15 protein-coding genes are annotated in these 16,628 nt (G+C 63.9%); 13 read left to right on the top strand and 2 right to left on the bottom strand.

Annotation, left to right across the window (positions count from 1 at the left end; translation table 11 throughout):
• Positions 1-20 precede the first annotated feature (20 nt).
• From IC614_RS10825 to IC614_RS10805, 5 genes are read left to right on the top strand one after another with little or no spacing between them, the layout of a single operon-like run.
• Entirely contained in the window at positions 21-365 is a 345-nt protein-coding gene (locus tag IC614_RS10825) for an endonuclease domain-containing protein (RefSeq protein WP_264175497.1), read from the top strand.
• A gap of 11 nt (positions 366-376) precedes the next feature.
• The gene (gene serA, locus IC614_RS10820; RefSeq protein WP_200971446.1) at positions 377-1,960 is read left to right on the top strand and encodes a phosphoglycerate dehydrogenase; all 1,584 of its coding nucleotides are present in this window, start codon (positions 377-379) and stop codon (positions 1,958-1,960) included.
• A 50-nt stretch (positions 1,961-2,010) separates the two neighbouring features.
• Positions 2,011-3,357: an HD-GYP domain-containing protein gene (locus IC614_RS10815; protein ID WP_200971443.1), complete on the top strand. Its 1,347-nt coding sequence runs from the start codon at positions 2,011-2,013 to the stop codon at positions 3,355-3,357.
• A gap of 59 nt (positions 3,358-3,416) precedes the next feature.
• The gene (locus tag IC614_RS10810) at positions 3,417-4,706 is read left to right on the top strand and encodes an adenylosuccinate synthase (RefSeq protein WP_200971442.1); all 1,290 of its coding nucleotides are present in this window, start codon (positions 3,417-3,419) and stop codon (positions 4,704-4,706) included.
• Between the two features lie 15 nt (positions 4,707-4,721).
• On the top strand, positions 4,722-5,504 hold the full coding sequence (locus IC614_RS10805; protein WP_200971441.1) for a class I SAM-dependent methyltransferase: 783 nt from the start codon (positions 4,722-4,724) through the stop codon (positions 5,502-5,504).
• Positions 5,505-5,567: 63 nt separating this feature from the next.
• Here the strand turns inward: IC614_RS10805 and ypfJ are convergent, their stop codons facing one another.
• Entirely contained in the window at positions 5,568-6,449 is an 882-nt protein-coding gene (gene ypfJ, locus IC614_RS10800) for a KPN_02809 family neutral zinc metallopeptidase (protein WP_200971440.1), read from the bottom strand.
• Between the two features lie 113 nt (positions 6,450-6,562).
• Between ypfJ and IC614_RS10795 the strand changes: the two genes are divergently transcribed.
• The 6 genes from IC614_RS10795 (at position 6,563) to IC614_RS10770 (ending at position 13,541) form a co-directional block, all read left to right on the top strand.
• Entirely contained in the window at positions 6,563-7,345 is a 783-nt protein-coding gene (locus IC614_RS10795) for a 3-hydroxybutyrate dehydrogenase (protein WP_200971439.1), read from the top strand.
• Positions 7,342-7,974, top strand: coding sequence for a DUF4893 domain-containing protein (locus IC614_RS10790; protein WP_200971438.1), 633 nt, complete (start codon positions 7,342-7,344; stop codon positions 7,972-7,974). The genes IC614_RS10795 and IC614_RS10790 overlap by 4 nt, the downstream gene beginning before the upstream one ends.
• 5 nt (positions 7,975-7,979) lie before the next feature.
• A complete protein-coding gene (locus IC614_RS10785; RefSeq protein ID WP_200971437.1) occupies positions 7,980-9,293 on the top strand; it encodes an amidohydrolase in 1,314 nt (437 codons plus the stop codon).
• Between the two features lie 92 nt (positions 9,294-9,385).
• Positions 9,386-11,458, top strand: coding sequence for an XrtA/PEP-CTERM system histidine kinase PrsK (gene prsK, locus IC614_RS10780; RefSeq protein WP_200971436.1), 2,073 nt, complete (start codon positions 9,386-9,388; stop codon positions 11,456-11,458).
• On the top strand, positions 11,455-12,819 hold the full coding sequence (gene prsR, locus IC614_RS10775) for a PEP-CTERM-box response regulator transcription factor (RefSeq protein ID WP_200971435.1): 1,365 nt from the start codon (positions 11,455-11,457) through the stop codon (positions 12,817-12,819). The genes prsK and prsR overlap by 4 nt, the downstream gene beginning before the upstream one ends.
• A 128-nt stretch (positions 12,820-12,947) precedes the next feature.
• A complete protein-coding gene (locus IC614_RS10770) occupies positions 12,948-13,541 on the top strand; it encodes a tetratricopeptide repeat protein (protein ID WP_200971433.1) in 594 nt (197 codons plus the stop codon).
• On the opposite strand, the gene IC614_RS10765 is transcribed toward IC614_RS10770, so the two are convergent.
• Entirely contained in the window at positions 13,538-15,331 is a 1,794-nt protein-coding gene (locus IC614_RS10765; RefSeq protein WP_200971431.1) for an ABC-F family ATP-binding cassette domain-containing protein, read from the bottom strand. The genes IC614_RS10770 and IC614_RS10765 overlap by 4 nt on opposite strands.
• Before the next feature lie 163 nt (positions 15,332-15,494).
• Here IC614_RS10765 and IC614_RS10760 point away from each other — a divergent pair, with 163 nt between their 5' ends.
• A complete protein-coding gene (locus IC614_RS10760; RefSeq protein ID WP_200971430.1) occupies positions 15,495-15,797 on the top strand; it encodes a PepSY domain-containing protein in 303 nt (100 codons plus the stop codon).
• A 127-nt stretch (positions 15,798-15,924) separates the two neighbouring features.
• Complete coding sequence (locus tag IC614_RS10755) at positions 15,925-16,590, top strand: response regulator transcription factor (RefSeq protein WP_200971429.1); 666 nt, start codon at positions 15,925-15,927, stop codon at positions 16,588-16,590.
• Positions 16,591-16,628 lie beyond the last annotated feature (38 nt).

Here is a 16,628-nt window from a genome sequence, read left to right as displayed (position 1 = left end):
TCTTGAAGCACGCAAAATCCATGCGCCGCGCTCCCACCGAGCCGGAGCAGCGCCTCTGGCTCGCCCTCCGCGCAGGCCGCCTGACCGGCGCCAAGTTTCGCCGTCAAGTCGTCATCGGCCCCTACATCGCTGATTTTGCCTGCCGTCTCCCGTCCCAGCTCGTCATCGAGATCGATGGCAACACTCACGCCGATCAGGCCGCCTACGATCAGGCCCGAACCCAATATCTCGAAGCGCAGGGCTATTGCGTCCTCCGCTTCACCAACGCCGACATCATGACCAATCTGGAGGGTGTGCTTCAGGCTTCAACGCAAGCCCTGACTCCCCCTCTCCCTAACCTCTCCCCTGAAGGGGAGAGGGGTTGAAAGGAACCAATATGCCCAAAGTCCTCATCTCCGATCAGATGGATCCGAAAGCCGCCGAAATCTTCCGCGCCAACGGTGTCGAGGTCGACGAAAAGCCCGGCCTTACCAAGGAGGAACTGAAAGCCATTATCGGCCAATATGACGGCCTTGCCATCCGTTCCGCGACCAAGGTGACGCCGGACGTGCTCGAAGCCGCGACCAACCTCAAGGTCGTCGGCCGCGCCGGGATCGGCGTCGACAATGTCGATATCCCCGCGGCTTCCGCGAAGGGCGTCGTCGTCATGAACACGCCCTTCGGCAATTCGATCACCACCGCCGAACATGCCATCGCCCTGATGTTCGCGCTCGCCCGCGAACTCCCCCAGGCCGATGCCTCGACGCAAGCGGGCAAGTGGGAAAAGAACCGCTTCATGGGCGTCGAGCTCACCTCCAAGACCCTCGGCCTCATCGGCGCGGGCAATATCGGATCGATCGTCGCCGACCGTGCGCTCGGCCTCAAGATGAAGGTGGTCGCCTTCGATCCCTTCCTGACGCCCGAACGCGCCGTCGACCTCGGCATCGAAAAGGTGGAACTGGACCAGCTTCTCGCCCGCGCCGATTTTATCACCCTCCACACGCCGCTCACCGACCAGACCCGCAACATCCTCTCTCGCGAAAATCTCGCCAAGACGAAGAAGGGCGTCCGCATCATCAATTGCGCGCGCGGCGGCCTGATCGACGAAGCGGCGCTGAAAGACATGCTGGAAAGCGGCCACGTCGCGGGCGCCGCGCTCGACGTGTTCGTCGAGGAACCAGCCAAGCAGAACCCGCTGTTCGGCACCTCTGGCTTTGTCGCCACGCCCCATCTCGGGGCGTCGACGACCGAAGCGCAAGTCAATGTCGCGATCCAGGTCGCCGAGCAGATGTCCGATTATCTGATGCGCGGCGGTGTCACCAACGCGCTCAACATGCCCTCCCTTTCTGCCGAGGAAGCGCCGAAGCTGCGCCCCTATATGGAATTGGCGCAGGAACTCGGCTCCCTCGTCGGTCAGCTCGAAGGCGAGCGCATCACCGGCGTCTCGATCGAGGTGGAAGGGGCCGCTGCATCGCTCAATCAGAAACCGGTCACCGGCGCCGTCCTCGCCGGATTGATGCGCGTCTATTCGCAAACGGTGAACATGGTGAACGCGCCCTTCCTCGCGAAGGAACGCGGCCTCGACGTGCGCGAGGTGCGCCACGACCGCGAGGGCGATTATCATACCCTTGTCCGCGTTGCCGTCGCTACACCCGATGGCGAGCGCTCCGTCGCGGGCACCTTGTTCGGCAATGCCGCGCCGCGCCTCGTCGAGATGTTCGGCATCAAGGTCGAGGCGGAGTTGAAGGGAGAGATGATCTATATCGTCAACGAAGACGCGCCGGGCTTCATCGGGCGCCTCGGTACAGTGCTCGGTCAGGCGGGCATCAATATCGGCACCTTCCATCTTGGCCGCCGCGCCGCGAAGGGCGAGGCGTTGGCCTTGGTATCGGTCGACGGCCATGTCGGTGCGGATGTGATCGGGCAAATCAAGGCGATCGCGGGCGTGCGGCGGGTCAAGGCGCTGCGTTTCGGCGGTTGAAAAGATGTTAACCATTTTGGCGCCATTGTGGAGGAAAGAGGCTCTTTTAAATGCATCAAGCCCCGATCCTGCCCGCCACGCTGTCGCTTGCCGAATTGCTCGGCGCGTTCAGCTACGCGCTCGACATTACGGAGGGTCAGCCGGAGGGCCATTGCGTTCGCGCGTGCTGGATCGGAACGCATGTCGGGCAAGAGATCGGCTTGGCGGGCGAAGCCTTGCGCGACCTTTATTATACCGTCCTGCTGAAGGATCTGGGCTGTTCCAGCAATGCAGCGCGCATTTGCCAGCTCTATCTCGCCGACGATTTGAGCTTTAAGCGCGATTTCAAGTTTGTCGGCAACGGCATCAAGGATGCGCTCGCTTTCGTTTTCTCCCATACCGGGCGCGGAGCGCCGCTGAGAATGCGGACTGGCGCGATCCTCAACATCCTCAGGAATGGACCGGAGATCGCGCGCGACCTGATCGCCACGCGCTGCGACCGGGGCGCCAACATCGCCCGCCGGCTGCGCTTCTCCGAAGCGGTTGCGGAAGGCATTTATGCGCTCGACGAGCATTGGGACGGGTCGGGCAAGCCTGACGGCCTGGTGGGTGAGGCGATCCCCCTCTTCGCGCGCATCGCCTTGCTGGCGCAGGTTGCCGACGTCTTCCATCACAATGCGGGCCGCGACGCCGCGATCGCGGAAGTGACGCGGCGCAGCGGCACCTGGTTCGATCCCGCTTTGGTCCGTGCTTTTCTCTCCGTCGCGCGGAACGAGGAGTTTTGGCGGGCGCTCGCCTCGCCCCTGCTGGAAGCGCGCCTGCTTGAGCTTGAGCCCGCCCAGCAGGCGGTACCGGTGGACGAGGATTATCTGGATGCGATCGCTGCCGCCTTCGGAGAGGTGGTGGACGCGAAAAGCCCCTATACCGGCGGCCATTCGGTCCGCGTCGCCGATTATGCGGATGCGATCGCGGAGCGGATCGGCATAGATGCCGGCCGCCGCCGCTGGCTGCGGCGCGGCGCCCTGCTGCACGACATCGGCAAATTAGGCGTCAGCAACATGATCCTCGATAAGCCCGGCCGACTGGACGAAAGCGAATGGGCCATGATGCGGGACCATGCCGTCCACACCCAAGCGATCCTGGGGCGCGTCGCCGCCTTTCGCGATCTTGCCCCCATCGCCGCCGCACATCACGAGCGGCTGGATGGAACCGGCTATCCCAAGCGCCTGACAGACGCCGAGATCGCGCCGGAAACGCGGATCATCACCGTCTGCGATTTTTACGACGCGCTGACCGCCGACCGGCCTTATCGCGCGGCCATGCCGGTGGAACAGGCGCTGGCGATCATCGGGGACAGCGTCGGTGCCGCCGTCGACCGCGACTGTTTCGAAGCGCTGAAGGCCCACGCGCTGCGCTGACACTGGACCTTCCCGACGACTCCCCTTAGAGGCTGCCCGTCACAATAAAGGTAGCGGTCTTGGCGAACGTAACGGTCATCGGCGGTCAATGGGGCGACGAGGGCAAGGGCAAGATCGTCGACTGGCTGTCCAGCCGCGCCGACGTCGTCGCCCGCTTTCAAGGCGGCCACAATGCCGGTCACACGCTCGTCGTCGGCGATCAGGTCTACAAGCTTTCTCTGCTCCCCTCCGGCATCGTGCGCGGCACGTTGTCCGTCATCGGCAATGGCGTCGTGCTCGATCCCTGGGCGCTGAAGGCCGAGGTCGAGAAGCTGACCGCGCAGGGCGTCGCGATCACGCCGGACAATCTTCAGATCGCCGACACCTGCCCGCTCATCCTGCCGATCCACCGCGATCTCGACGCGCTGCGCGAGGATGCGAGCGGCCAGGGCAAGATCGGCACCACCCGCCGCGGCATCGGCCCGGCTTATGAAGACAAGGTCGGCCGCCGCGCGATCCGCGTCTGCGACCTGCGCCATGTCGACGATTTGGGACCGCAGCTCGACCGGCTCTGCGCGCATCACGATGCGCTGCGCGCCGGTTTCGGCCAGCCGCCGATCGATCGCGCCCGGCTCAAGCAGGATCTGGCGGAGATCGCGGATTTCGTGCTGCAATTCGCCAAACCCGTGTGGCTGACCCTGAACGACGCCAAGCATAAGGGCAGCCGCATCTTGTTCGAAGGCGCACAGGGTGTGCTGCTCGACGTCGATCACGGCACCTATCCCTTCGTCACTTCCTCCAACACCATCGCGGGTACGGCGGCGGCAGGCACGGGCCTGGGCCCCTCGGCTGCGGGCTTCGTGCTCGGCATCGTAAAGGCTTACACGACCCGCGTCGGGTCCGGCCCCTTTCCGACCGAGCTCGACGACGAAATCGGCCAGCGTCTCGGCGAGCGGGGTCATGAATTCGGCACGGTCACGGGCCGCAAGCGCCGCTGCGGCTGGTTCGACGCCGTCCTCGTCCGCCAGTCTTGCGCGGTATCGGGCGTCACCGGAATCGCGCTCACCAAATTGGACGTTCTCGATGGCCTTGACGAGATCAGGATCTGCACCGGCTATCGCCTGAATGGCGAGACGATGAATCATTTCCCCGCCCACGCGGCCGATCAGGCCGCGGTGGAGCCGATCTATGAGGCGATTGAAGGCTGGCAGGATTCGACGGCCGGGGCGCGCAGCTGGGCGCAACTGCCCGCGCAGGCGATCAAGTACATCCGGCGGATCGAGGAGCTGATCCAATGCCCTGTCGCTTTGGTCTCGACCAGCCCGGAACGCGAGGATACGATCCTCGTCCGCGATCCGTTCGCCGATTGATGTGAAAGGCGAAAAATGACCTCACGCGAAACCACCGGTCTTCTTCCACGAATGGGCAAGACGCCCGTGGTCGACAGCGACGGGCGCTCGCTGGCCGACTGGCTGGCACTGGCCGCTTTCATTCCCATTCAATGGCCCTGGCTGCTCCGGAGCCTCAGCGGCGGATCGAAAGCCGCGAAAAATGCGTTGCTCTCCCGTCTCGATCTTCCCGCCGACGCCCTGCCCAATCTCGGCAGCTGGAAGGCGGATACCGGCCTCCTCACCCTGCTCGTCGACCATATCCTGACCCACAAGCCGAAGCTGGTCGTCGAATTCGGCGCCGGGGCGACGAGCCTGATCCTCGCCAAGGCCTTGGAAAAGGCGGGTGGGGGCAAGCTGATCAGCTTCGACCAGCATGCCGATTTCGTCGATCTGACGCGCGGCTGGCTGGCCGATCATGGGCTGGACGCCGATATCCGCGCGGTTCCTTTGCGCCCTTCGCCTGACGGCTGGCCGGGCCTTTGGTACGATCATGGGCCGCTGCCCGATGGCATCGATATGATGGTGATCGACGGCCCGCCCTGGACCATTCATCCCTTCACCCGTGGCGCGGCATCGAGCCTGTTCGGCAAGGTCGCGCCCGGCGGGACGGTCTTCCTCGACGACGCCGCCCGTCCCGGCGAACGGATCGTCGCGCGGCGGTGGAAGAAGCTCTATCCCGATTTCAGCTTCCGCTTGTGGAAAGGCGGGACGAAAGGGACACTGATCGGGCGCAAAAAGGGGCTAACCTTAGAAGGGTTTATAGACCCGTCACATTGAGAACCGTCATTCCAGCGAAAGCTGGAATCTTTTTTCTTCTAACCTCTGGCGCAAAGTTGGCGGTTAAATAGCGCCCCCAAACGTATCGCATACCGCCGGGTCGCCGCTTTCCATGCCCCGCTTCAGCCACGTCATGCGCTGTTCCGACGTGCCGTGGGTGAAGCTTTCCGGAACGACCCGGCCTTGCGTCGCTTTCTGCAGCGTGTCGTCGCCGATGGCGGAGGCGGCGGTCAGGCCTTCCTCGACATCGCCCGGTTCGAGCCGCGCCCGATTGCGCGCCGCCCAGACCCCCGCATAGCAATCGGCCTGCAGCTCGACCCTGACCTGAATGGCGTTGCCTTCGGCCGGAGATACCGCCTGTTGCGCCTGATTGGCTTGGCTCAGCGTGCCGGTCAGATCCTGAATATGATGGCCGACTTCGTGCGCGATGACATAAGCCTGGGCGAAATCGCCCGCCGCGCCGAAGCGGTTCTGAAGCTCGCCATAGAAACTGGTGTCGAGATAGATGCTTTTGTCGCTGGGGCAGTAAAAGGGCCCCATGGCCGCTTGCGCCACGCCGCAACCCGATTGTCCCGTGCCGCCGTAGAAGGTGAAGCGCGCGGGCGTATAGCGTTCGCCGCGCTCTTGAAAGACTTGCGCCCACGTGTCTTCGGTATTGGCAAGCACCTGACAGGAAAAGCGGCTCGCCGCGTCAACCGCGCAGGCCTGTGCGGCGCTGCCCGTGCCGCCTCCGGCCACCGGCTGGCGGGTCGTGCCGCCGCCGAACGGGTTGAAGCCCAGCAGCATCGCACCAATGACCAGCACGATAACGCCGCCGATGCCGAAGCGGCTGCCGACGAGTCCCAGCAGAAGCCCGAACCCGCCACCGCCGCCGCCAAGGCCGCCGAAACTCTGGCCGCGCTGATCGCCGACATTGTCGCTGGTCCGATAATCGTCGAGGCGCATGGGGTTTTCTCCGCTGGATAGGGTGCCGCAACAATGCGCGGCACGCCGGGCGGTTGCATTTGGCCGGGCACCGGCCAAAGATGCCCGCCTGTCAGTTCAAGGACCAGCGCCGCATGTTTCTTCAGGGAAAGACCGCCCTTGTTACCGGCTCCACCTCCGGCATCGGCCTCGCTTGCGCCCGCGCGCTCGCGAGGGAGGGCGCGAATGTGGTGCTCAACGGCTTTGGCGATGCGGAGGCGATCGAAGCGGTCCGGACTGAACTGGAGGGCCTGAGCGGCGGCAAGGCACTCTATTCCGCCGCCGATCTGACCCGTCCCGACGCGATCGAAGAGATGATGACGCAGGCTGAAGCGCACGGCGGCGTCGACATCCTCGTCAACAATGCGGGGGTGCAGCATGTCGCCCCGGCCGATCAATTTCCTGTCGAAAAATGGGATCTGATCCTGGCCCTCAACCTGTCGGCGGTGTTCCACACCACCCGCCTCGCTTTGCCGGGGATGAAGGCGAAGGGGTGGGGCCGCATCATCAACACGGCGTCGGCGCATAGCCTCGTCGCCAGCCCCAACAAGTCCGCCTACGTCGCCGCCAAGCATGGTGTCGCGGGCTTCACCAAGACCGTCGCTCTGGAAACGGCGCAATCGGGCGTCACCGTCAATTGCATCAGCCCCGGCTATGTCTGGACGCCGCTCGTCGAAAATCAGATACCCGATACGATGAAGGCGCGGGGCCTGACCCGCGAGCAGGTGATGAACGACGTCCTCCTTGCCGCCCAGCCGACCAAGCAATTCGTCACGGTGGATCAGGTCGCCGCTCTGGCCTTGTTCCTGTGCCGCGAGGAGGCTGCGTCCATTACCGGCGCCAATCTGTCCATGGACGGCGGGTGGACCGCGCAATGATCGGGCGGGTCGTCTTTCTCGCGCTTTGCGCCGCGACGATGGGATGCGCCACGGATAAGCCGCATCTTGGGACCGAAGCAGGCGTTGAAACCGCCGCCCTTTGGCGCAGCGTCGCGACGCAGGACGACCAGCGGCGTCTTCGCGGCTGGCGCGATGCCTGGATCACGGCGCTCGACCAAGCGCGTGCCAACGGCCATGGCAACGAAATCGCCGCCGAAGGAGTCCTGCTTGACCCTGATGGCGCTCTCCCTTTTTCCGACATCCCGCAAGGGATTTACCGCTGCCGGACCGTAAAGATCGGCAGCCAGGCGCACGGCGCGCTGGCTTATATAGCCTATCCTTTCTTCCGCTGCCGCATTGCTCAAGGTGAAAACGGTCTGCGCTTTAGCAAGCTCAGCGGATCGCAACGGCCTATCGGCATCCTTTATGCTGATGGCGGATCGCGGCGCGTCTTCCTGGGCACGCTTCAGCTCGGCGACGAGCAGCGCGCCTTCCGCTATGGCGACGACCGGGAGCGCGACATGGCGGGCGTTTTGGAGCGGATCGGCGACAATCGCTGGCGCCTCGCTCTGCCTTATCCGCATTTCGAATCCATGATGGACGTGATCGAGCTTTTACCGGGGGAATAATCACCATGAGAAAAACCGTTGCCGCCTTGCTGGCTCTGACCATGGCCGCACCCGCTGCCGCCGATCCGCTGGCGGATGCGGTCAAGGCCGATCTGCCCTCGCTCCTCGCTCTCTACCGCGACCTGCACGCCAATCCGGAATTGAGTTTCCAGGAATCGAAGAGCGCCGCCAAACTTGCTGCGGAAGCCAAGAAACTGGGTTTCGAGGTGACCGCCGGAGTGGGCGGCACAGGCGTGGTCGCGGTGATGCGCAACGGGCCAGGCCCTGTGCTGTTGATGCGCGCCGACATGGACGGATTGCCGGTCATCGAACAAACCGGCCTGCCCTTTGCCAGCAAGGTCCGCGCGACGAGCGTGGCGGGGGTGGAAAGCGGAGTCATGCACGCTTGCGGGCACGACACGCACATGACGGCCTGGGTCGGCGCCGCGCGGCGTTTGGCGGCAATGAAGAACGAGTGGTCCGGAACGCTCGTCATGATCCTGCAGCCGGCCGAAGAGATCGGCGCAGGGGCGCGAGCCATGCTGGCGGACGGGCTCTATACGCGCTTTCCCAAGCCGACCCATGCGCTCGCCTTTCATAATACCGGCGCTCTGCCCGCCGGGCATATCGGCTATGCGCCCGGCTATGTGCTTGCGAATGTCGACAGCGTCGACATCAAGGTGAAAGGCGTCGGTGGGCACGGTGCCTATCCCCATACCGCGAAGGATCCGATCGTCCTTGCGTCCCGCATCGTCGGCGCGCTCCAGACCCTGGTGAGCCGCGAGATCGACCCGCAGGAGGCGGGCGTCGTCACCGTCGGCAGCTTCCATGCGGGCGCGAAGCACAATATCATTCCCGACGAAGCCAATTTGCTGCTCACGGTGCGAAGCTACAAGGACGATGTCCGCCGCACCCTGCTCGACGGCATCAAGCGCATTGCCCGGGGTGAGGCGATCACCGCCGGAATGCCGGAAGACCGGATGCCGGAAGTGACGATCCGGGAAGCGGAATATACGCCGGCGACGTTCAACACCGATGGACTGACCAGGAGCACAGCCGCGCTTTTCGCCGCGCGCTTCGGCGCGGATCGCCTCCAGAATCTGCCGGCTACCATGGGCGGTGAGGATTTCGGGCGTTACTACCTTGCCGACAAGTCGATCGAGAGCTTCATCTTCTGGGTGGGCGCGACGCCGCGGGATAAATGGGATGCAGCCCAAGCAGGCGGCGCGCCGGTGCCGAGCATCCACAGCCCCTTTTATGCACCCGATCCCGAACCCACCATCGCTACCGCGACCGAGGCGATGGTGGTCGCGGCGTTGGGGGTGCTTGGCCGGAAATAGTATAGGCGAGAAAGCGGCGTTCAGCTTTTCTTTGTAAATTTCGGCGACACCCGGCGCATGTCGGGATATTTTACGCTCGGAACGAACGCCGCATGATCGGCATGATCGGCCTGTGGTCGGATATGATCGCCGCCTGTCTTTATGGCGGCCTTGCTCTATGGCAGCTGCGCCACTGGTCGGCCGATACCCGATCCCATCCCCTGACCGCCGCTTTCGCCATCATCGCGGCATGGATGGCGTTCAAGGCTAGCGAAGGGGCCGATCATCTTCTCCCGGGCCTGGCCGAGCCGGCACGCAATGTCGCGTTCCTCGCCTTCATGCACGCCATTGCGATGGGCCGCGAACAAGCGCCTTTAAGAGCGCTGGGCACCGTTTATGGCGCCGTCGCCGCAGTGGTCGGCTGTCAGATTTTGACTGTCTGCCTTCTCCATTCGATACGCGCCACGGGAGTCGCGCACGATGCTGCCGAGGCCGCTTATCAAGTCCTTGGCCTCACCGTCTCGGCGGGGGCGCTGATCCTCGTTCACAATCTTTATTCCCAGGCGCAGGCCGGTTCCCGCGCGGCGATCCGGCTGCCGATGCTGGGGCTTGCCGCGATGTGGACCTACGACCTTCACCTCTATACCGTCGCCTATCTGACGCGCGATATGCCTACCGACCTTGTCGCGCTGCGTGGCGCCATGCTGGCCCTGTTGGCGCCTTTCTTCGCTGCGGCGGGACGCAAGGAAAGCTGGTCGGTCGAACTGTCCCGCACGGCCACTTTCCAGTCCCTCTCGCTGCTCGCCATTTTCGGATACCTCATCCTCATGATGTCGGCGACGCGGGCGCTCGAGGCCGTGAAAGCCGGTTGGGTGGGCATGGCGCAGGCGGTCATCCTTCTGTTGATGGCAAGCACATTGCTCATCCTCCTGCCCTCGCGCCGCATCCGGGCGTGGATGCGCGTGACGACCGCCAAGCATTTCTTTCCGCACCGCTACGATTATCGCGCCGAGTGGCTCCGTTTCACCCGCACCATTGGCACCAGCGGTCCGGACGCCTTGCCGATCGACGTCCGCGTCGTAAAGGCGCTCGCCCAAGCCGCCGACGCGTCGGGCGGCATGATGCTGACCCTGGATGGCGACTATCGCTTCGCGCCTGCCGGTCAGTGGAATTGGCGGATGGATGCACAAGGCTGGCAAGACGCCACGCTCGGCCGTTTGTTGGAGGAACGCGCCTTCATCATCGATTTTGGCACAGTCGACGCTGACGGCAAATTTTCTTTCGGCGGGAGCAATTTCGCGCTGCCGCGCTGGACGGTCGAGGCGGGCAGCTGGGCAGGCGTGCCGGTCATCCACAACGACCGCCTGGTCGCCCTCGTCCTCCTCGCCGCCCCGCCGGTACGGCGGCCGATCGACTGGGAGGATTTTGATCTGTTCCGCACCGCGGGCATCGAAGCGGCGAGCTATCTGGCGGAAGCGCAAGCGCAGGAGAAACTCGCCGACGCCCGCCGTTTCGATGAATTCAACCGCCGTTTCGCCTTCATCATGCACGACATCAAGAATCTGGTAAGCCAGATCTCCCTTGTCGCGCGCAATGCCGAGCGGCACGCCAACAATCCCGAATTCCGCGCCGATATGATCGCGACCTTGCAAAGCTCGGTCCGCAAGATGAACGATCTGCTCGCCCGCTTATCCAAGGGCGCGCAGGACGATATCCGCCCTTCCCGTCCAGTCGAAGTCCGCTTGATGCTGGCTCCGCTGGTCGAGGCGCGGCGGCGTATCCATCCGATCGAGCTTTCCGGCGATGCCGGAATCGCAGTGCAGGCGGACGGCGCGGGATTTGAACAGGCGGTCACCCACCTGCTTCAAAATGCCATCGACGCCAGCACGGGCGGCCAGCCCATCCGCATCGCCATTGCCCAGGCTGGCGCTCTGGTAACGGTCGCCATCGCCGACCAGGGCTGCGGCATGTCCGCCGAATTCATCCGTACCCGCCTCTTCCAGCCCTTTGCCTCCACCAAGGAGGGCGGGTTCGGCATCGGCGCCTATGAGGCGCGCAGCCTGATCGAGGCCATGGGGGGGAGGCTTGATGTGGACAGCCGAGAAGGCATGGGTACCACCTTTACGATAACCCTCCCCGCCGCCGATATCGCGGCGGTTCTTGAAGAAGAACGGATTCGGGCATGAACGGTGAGCGCAAACCCGCCTTGCTTGTCGTGGAAGACGATGAAGGCCTGCAACGACAATTGCGTTGGGCTTACGAGGATTATGAGGTGCTGACGGCGGGCGACCGCGCGGCGGCCATCGCCATTGTCCGCGCCGAGGAACCGGCGGTCGTCACCCTCGATCTCGGCCTGCCGCCGGATCCCGACGGGGTCAGCGAAGGTTTTGCGGCGCTGGAGGAGATATTGGCGCTCCGTCCGGACGCCAAGGTCATCGTGGCATCAGGCCATGGCGCGCGGGAAAGCGCGCTTCGGGCCATCGCGTCGGGCGCTTACGATTTCTATCAGAAGCCGGTCGATATCGATCAACTGGGCCTCATCGTCCGCCGCGCTTTCCAGCTTCACGGAATCGAGGCGGAAAATAAACGGCTGGAGGCCCGAGCGGGCGAAGGGGGCACGGTGCTCGGCACCATGATCACAGCCGCGCCCGACATGCAGAAAGTCGCGCGGACCATCGAGCGCGTCGCCAATACCGGCGTCTCGGTGCTCCTGCTCGGCGCAAGCGGCACGGGCAAGGAATTGCTCGCGCGCGGCCTGCACGAGGCGAGCGCGCGGCGCGAGCGCGCTTTCGTCGCGATCAACTGCGCGGCGATCCCCGAAAATCTGCTTGAGGCCGAATTGTTCGGCTATGAAAAGGGTGCCTTCACCGGAGCGATCAAAACCACCGAGGGCAAGATCGAGCTCGCCCAGGGGGGCACCCTGTTTCTCGACGAAGTCGGCGACATTCCCCTGCCGTTGCAGGTGAAGCTGCTGCGTTTCCTGCAGGAGCGGGTGATCGAGCGGATCGGCGGCCGGCGGCCCATCCCGGTCGATACCCGCATCGTTTGCGCGACCCACCGCAATTTGGAAGACATGATCGCCAAGGGCAGCTTCCGCGACGACCTTTATTATCGCATCGCCGAAATTCCGGTGCGTATCCCCTCCCTTGCCGAGCGGCCAGGCGACGCCGCCTTGCTTGCCAAACATTTCCTTCAACGCTTCGCACGGGAAATGAACCCGCAAGTAAAAGGCCTGTCACCCGCCGCACTTGCCGCGCTTGATCGCCACGATTGGCCGGGCAATGTGCGCGAGCTGGAAAATCGATTGAAACGCGCCGTCATCATGGCGGAGGGAAAGCTGGTGACGCCCGAGGATCTCGACCTTGCCGGCGGCGAAGATGACTTTCCCGTCAATCTCAAGGCCGCCCGGGAAGCCGCTGACCGGAAGGCGATCGTCCGCGCGCTGGCACGGGCCGAAAACAATATCTCCGCCGCCGCCAAATTGCTCGGCATCAGCCGTCCGACCTTGTACGATCTTCTCAAGCAATATGACCTGCAACCGGCATGACGCGATTTCTGATCCTCCCCTTCTTACTTCTCCCGGCCTGCGATGGGACCGCCAATACGGGTGAAACCCGCCAAGTCACAGTGGGCGAGGCAAGGGATTCGATCCCTTCTCCACTAAGCGAAGAGGACATGATCGAGCTTAAGAAGGCGGCGGAGGCACGGCCCGATGATGCGGGAGTCCAGGAAACCTATGCCGCCGCCCTTCTTGCACAGGGTAAGGCGGCGGAGGCGCTCCACCGGCTCGATCCCCTGCCCGAAACCTTGGACAGGCATCGCCTGCGAGGGGATGCGCTCACCATTCTCGGCCGCTATCGCGAAGCCGCCGATGCCTTTCGCGCTGCCGGCTCCGTACGCGATACGCCGGAGCGGTTAATCGAAACGTTGCGGCTGATCGGCGGCGGCGCGATGGAAGGGCGGGACTGGCGACAGGCGGCGACGGCCTATGAGGAATTGAAGACATTGGGCGCGGCGGACCCGCTGGTCCTTAACAATCTGGCTTTCGCTTACGGGGAGCTTGGCAAATATGATGCCGCCATCCCGCTCGCGCGGGAAGCGGTGGCGATCCGTCCCGGTGATCCGGCCGCGCTCGATACGCTGGGCTGGCTGCTGGTCAAAAGCGGACGGGACAAAGCCGAAGGCGTAAAATTGCTCGAGCGGGCGGCTATGGCTGCGCCCGGCGACAGCGCCATCCGGGACCATTTGGAAAAAGCGCGCGGTTCCTAGCTGGCCAGCGCCTCGACCTGCTCCGCGAGATCCAGCCAGCGCTCTTCAGCCGCATCGCGTTCGGCGCGCGCGTCTTCAATGGCCTTGGTGAGGCTGTCGAACCGCGCCGGATCCTTGACGTAAAGATCGGGATCGGACAGCCGGTCTTCATCGCGGGCGATGGCGGCATCCAGCGCCTCGATACGGGCTGGAAGCAGATCGTAATCGCGTTGATCCTTATAGGAGAGTTTGGCCGCGCGTGGCTTCGCCACCGATATTTGCGGTCCCGCCTCCTTCGGTTTGGATCGCGCCGTACGCATGCCGGACGACTGTTTCTTCTTCCGCTCCCAATCCTCATAGCCGCCCGCGACGATATCGACCGTGCCCGAGCCATCGAGGCCGAGGGTGATCGTCACGGTGCGGTCGAGGAAGTCGCGGTCGTGGCTGACGATCATCACCGTGCCTTCATAATCCGCGATCACTTCCTGCAGCAGGTCGAGCGTCTCGAGGTCGAGGTCGTTGGTCGGCTCGTCGAGGACGAGAAGGTTGGAACGTCGTGCGAATTCGCGGGCGAGGAGGAGCCGGGAGCGCTCGCCGCCCGACAGGGTTCCAATCTTCGCGTCGATCAATTCGGGCTGGAACAGGAATTCCTTCAAATAGCCCTGCACATGCTTCTTATGCCCCCGCACCTCGATCCAATCGCCGCCGTCGGCCAGCACGTCGCGGACTCGTTTTTGCGGATCGAGCAATTTGCGCTGCTGGTCGATGACGACGCCGTCCAGCGTCTTGGCGCGAAAGACGGTGCCTTCGTCGGGAGCGATCTCGCCCGTGAGCAGCTTTAGCAAGGTCGTCTTGCCCGCCCCGTTCGCGCCGACGATGCCGATCCGGTCGCCGCGCTGGATCTTCAGCGTGAAGTCGCGGATGATCGTGCGGTCGCCGAACCGCTTCGCGACACGATCGGCGTCGATCACCGTCTTCGTCTTCACATCGTCATTCTCGATGGCGAGCTTGGCTGTGCCCGCCGGGCCCAGCATCGCGGCGCGGACGGCGCGCATCTCGTTCAGCTTGGCGAGGCGGCCCTGGTTGCGCTTTCGCCGCGCGGTGACGCCGCGCTGGAGCCAGTGCAGCTCCAGCTTCAATTTCGCGTCCAATTTCTCCGCTGCGCGCGCTTCTTCCTCATAGACTTTTTCGACCCAGGCGTCGTACCCGCCGAAGCCGATCTCCGCGCGGCGCAGGTTCGACCGGTCGAGCCACAGGGTCGATCGGGTCAGCCGTTTCAGGAACGTTCGGTCGTGGCTGATGACGATGAAGGCGCCGGTATAGCGCCCCAGCCAGTCCTCCAGCCATTCGATCGCGCCGAGATCGAGATGGTTGGTCGGCTCGTCGAGCAGGAGCACATCCGCATCCTGCGCGAGTGCACGGCAAATGGCTGCGCGGCGGCGCTCGCCCCCGCTCGCCGTGACGGCTTCGCGGCCAAGGTCAATGCCGATCTGGTCGGCGATCGCCTCGATATCGTGAAGCGGTGGCGCGTCCGGTCCCGATATGGCAAAGTCGCGGAGCGTCGCGAATCGGGCGACATCGGGATCCTGCTCCAGCATCACCACTTTCGTGCCCGGCTGAATCGTGCGGCGGCCCTCGTCCGTCTCGATCGCGTTCGCGAGGCATTTGAGCAAAGTGGTCTTGCCCGCACCGTTGCGGCCGATCAGCGCGAGCCTGTCGCGTTCGCCGACGAACAGGTCAATGCCGCGAAAAAGCCAGCCGCTGCCTTGCTGAAGGCCGAGGTTTTCATATGCGAGGACGGGTGCTGCCATGAGCATGCGCCATAAGGGGAGTAAGGCCCGGGCTCAACGGCTTCGCGCTGTTGCACTTTTACGCCACCGTAACGAGAAAGCTGCATCTTACCCTTCAGTTGCATTCATAGGTCATTCAAGGCCGGGCCTCTATGTGCTGAAGAACAGCAAGGCAGTGCAGTTCATGATTTCGCGTATCTTTCTTTTCTTGGCCGCAGCAGGCCTTTTGGCCGGCTCCGCTCAGGCGGAGGTGCAGCGTCATGGGCGCGATCAGGACATGGCCTATGAAGCACGCAAGCTGGGCAAGATCCTGCCGCTCCGCGAGATCGAAGCGCGCGTCCTGCCGCGCGTTCGCGGCGCCGATTATCTTGGTCCCGAGCTGGATGCGGAACGGGGCGTCTACCGTCTGAAATTCATGAAGGATGGCCGCGTGCTGTGGATCGATGTCGATGCCGCTTCGGGCCAAATTCTCGGCCGGTCGAACTGAATTGGCCGCAATTTCATGGCGCATCCGTAACGGACCGCCGCTTTCCCGCCTCTTCCATGCATGAAACCATTGGCAAGCGCGCCTGTTACGCCAATATGAACAGCCTCACAGCCAAGGGATTTCATGCATGCGGGTTCTAATCGTCGAGGACGAACCGAATCTCGGCCGCCAGCTCCGGGCCACGCTGGAGGGCGCGGGCTACGCCGTCGATCTCGCCACGGACGGCGAGGACGGCCACTATCTCGGCTCTACCGAAAGCTATGATGCGATCATCCTCGATCTCGGCCTGCCCGAAGTCGACGGACTCACCGTTCTCGACCGCTGGCGCAAGGAGGGAATCAAGGTGCCGGTCCTTGTCCTCACCGCGCGCGACAGCTGGTCGGACAAGGTCGCGGGCCTGGATGCGGGCGCCGACGATTATCTCGCCAAACCCTTCCAGACCGAGGAATTGATCGCGCGTCTTCGCGCTCTTATCCGCCGCGCATCAGGCAATGCCAGCACCGAAATGGTCGCGGGCGGCGTCCGTCTCGACACGCGTTCGGGCAAGGTGACGCTGAACGGCGAACCGGTGAAGCTGACCGCCCAGGAGTATAAGCTCCTCTCCTACCTTATGCATCACAAGGGCAAGGTGGTCAGCCGGACCGAGCTGATCGAGCATATTTACGATCAGGATTTCGACCGCGATTCAAACACGATCGAAGTGTTCGTGACGCGTATCCGCAAGAAATTGGGTCAGGATGTCATCACCACCATCCGGGGCCTCGGCTACTCGCTCGAAGATCCGGGTGCGTGAGATTCGCGTTCGGACGGCGGGACAGGACTGAAACGGCG

The organism is Sphingosinicella flava (genome assembly GCF_016025255.1).
Taxonomy (GTDB): Bacteria; Pseudomonadota; Alphaproteobacteria; order Sphingomonadales; family Sphingomonadaceae; genus Allosphingosinicella; species Allosphingosinicella flava.
The sequence above is the reverse complement of the archived record's forward strand: the minus strand, read 5'-3'. Positions and strand labels throughout refer to the sequence as shown.

What these genes read in the sequence shown, in the direction of transcription:
- IC614_RS10825 (WP_264175497.1), top strand. Translation starts at nt 21, where the DNA reads ATGCGCCGCGCTCCCACCGAGCCGGAGCAGCGCCTCTGGCTCGCCCTC.
- serA (WP_200971446.1), top strand. Translation starts at nt 377, where the DNA reads ATGCCCAAAGTCCTCATCTCCGATCAGATGGATCCGAAAGCCGCCGAA.
- IC614_RS10815 (WP_200971443.1), top strand. Translation starts at nt 2,011, where the DNA reads ATGCATCAAGCCCCGATCCTGCCCGCCACGCTGTCGCTTGCCGAATTG.
- IC614_RS10805 (WP_200971441.1), top strand. Translation starts at nt 4,722, where the DNA reads ATGACCTCACGCGAAACCACCGGTCTTCTTCCACGAATGGGCAAGACG.
- ypfJ (WP_200971440.1), bottom strand. Translation starts at nt 6,449, where the DNA reads ATGCGCCTCGACGATTATCGGACCAGCGACAATGTCGGCGATCAGCGC.
- IC614_RS10795 (WP_200971439.1), top strand. Translation starts at nt 6,563, where the DNA reads ATGTTTCTTCAGGGAAAGACCGCCCTTGTTACCGGCTCCACCTCCGGC.
- IC614_RS10790 (WP_200971438.1), top strand. Translation starts at nt 7,342, where the DNA reads ATGATCGGGCGGGTCGTCTTTCTCGCGCTTTGCGCCGCGACGATGGGA.
- IC614_RS10785 (WP_200971437.1), top strand. Translation starts at nt 7,980, where the DNA reads ATGAGAAAAACCGTTGCCGCCTTGCTGGCTCTGACCATGGCCGCACCC.
- prsK (WP_200971436.1), top strand. Translation starts at nt 9,386, where the DNA reads ATGATCGGCATGATCGGCCTGTGGTCGGATATGATCGCCGCCTGTCTT.
- prsR (WP_200971435.1), top strand. Translation starts at nt 11,455, where the DNA reads ATGAACGGTGAGCGCAAACCCGCCTTGCTTGTCGTGGAAGACGATGAA.
- IC614_RS10770 (WP_200971433.1), top strand. Translation starts at nt 12,948, where the DNA reads ATGATCGAGCTTAAGAAGGCGGCGGAGGCACGGCCCGATGATGCGGGA.
- IC614_RS10765 (WP_200971431.1), bottom strand. Translation starts at nt 15,331, where the DNA reads ATGGCAGCACCCGTCCTCGCATATGAAAACCTCGGCCTTCAGCAAGGC.
- IC614_RS10760 (WP_200971430.1), top strand. Translation starts at nt 15,495, where the DNA reads ATGATTTCGCGTATCTTTCTTTTCTTGGCCGCAGCAGGCCTTTTGGCC.
- IC614_RS10755 (WP_200971429.1), top strand. Translation starts at nt 15,925, where the DNA reads ATGCGGGTTCTAATCGTCGAGGACGAACCGAATCTCGGCCGCCAGCTC.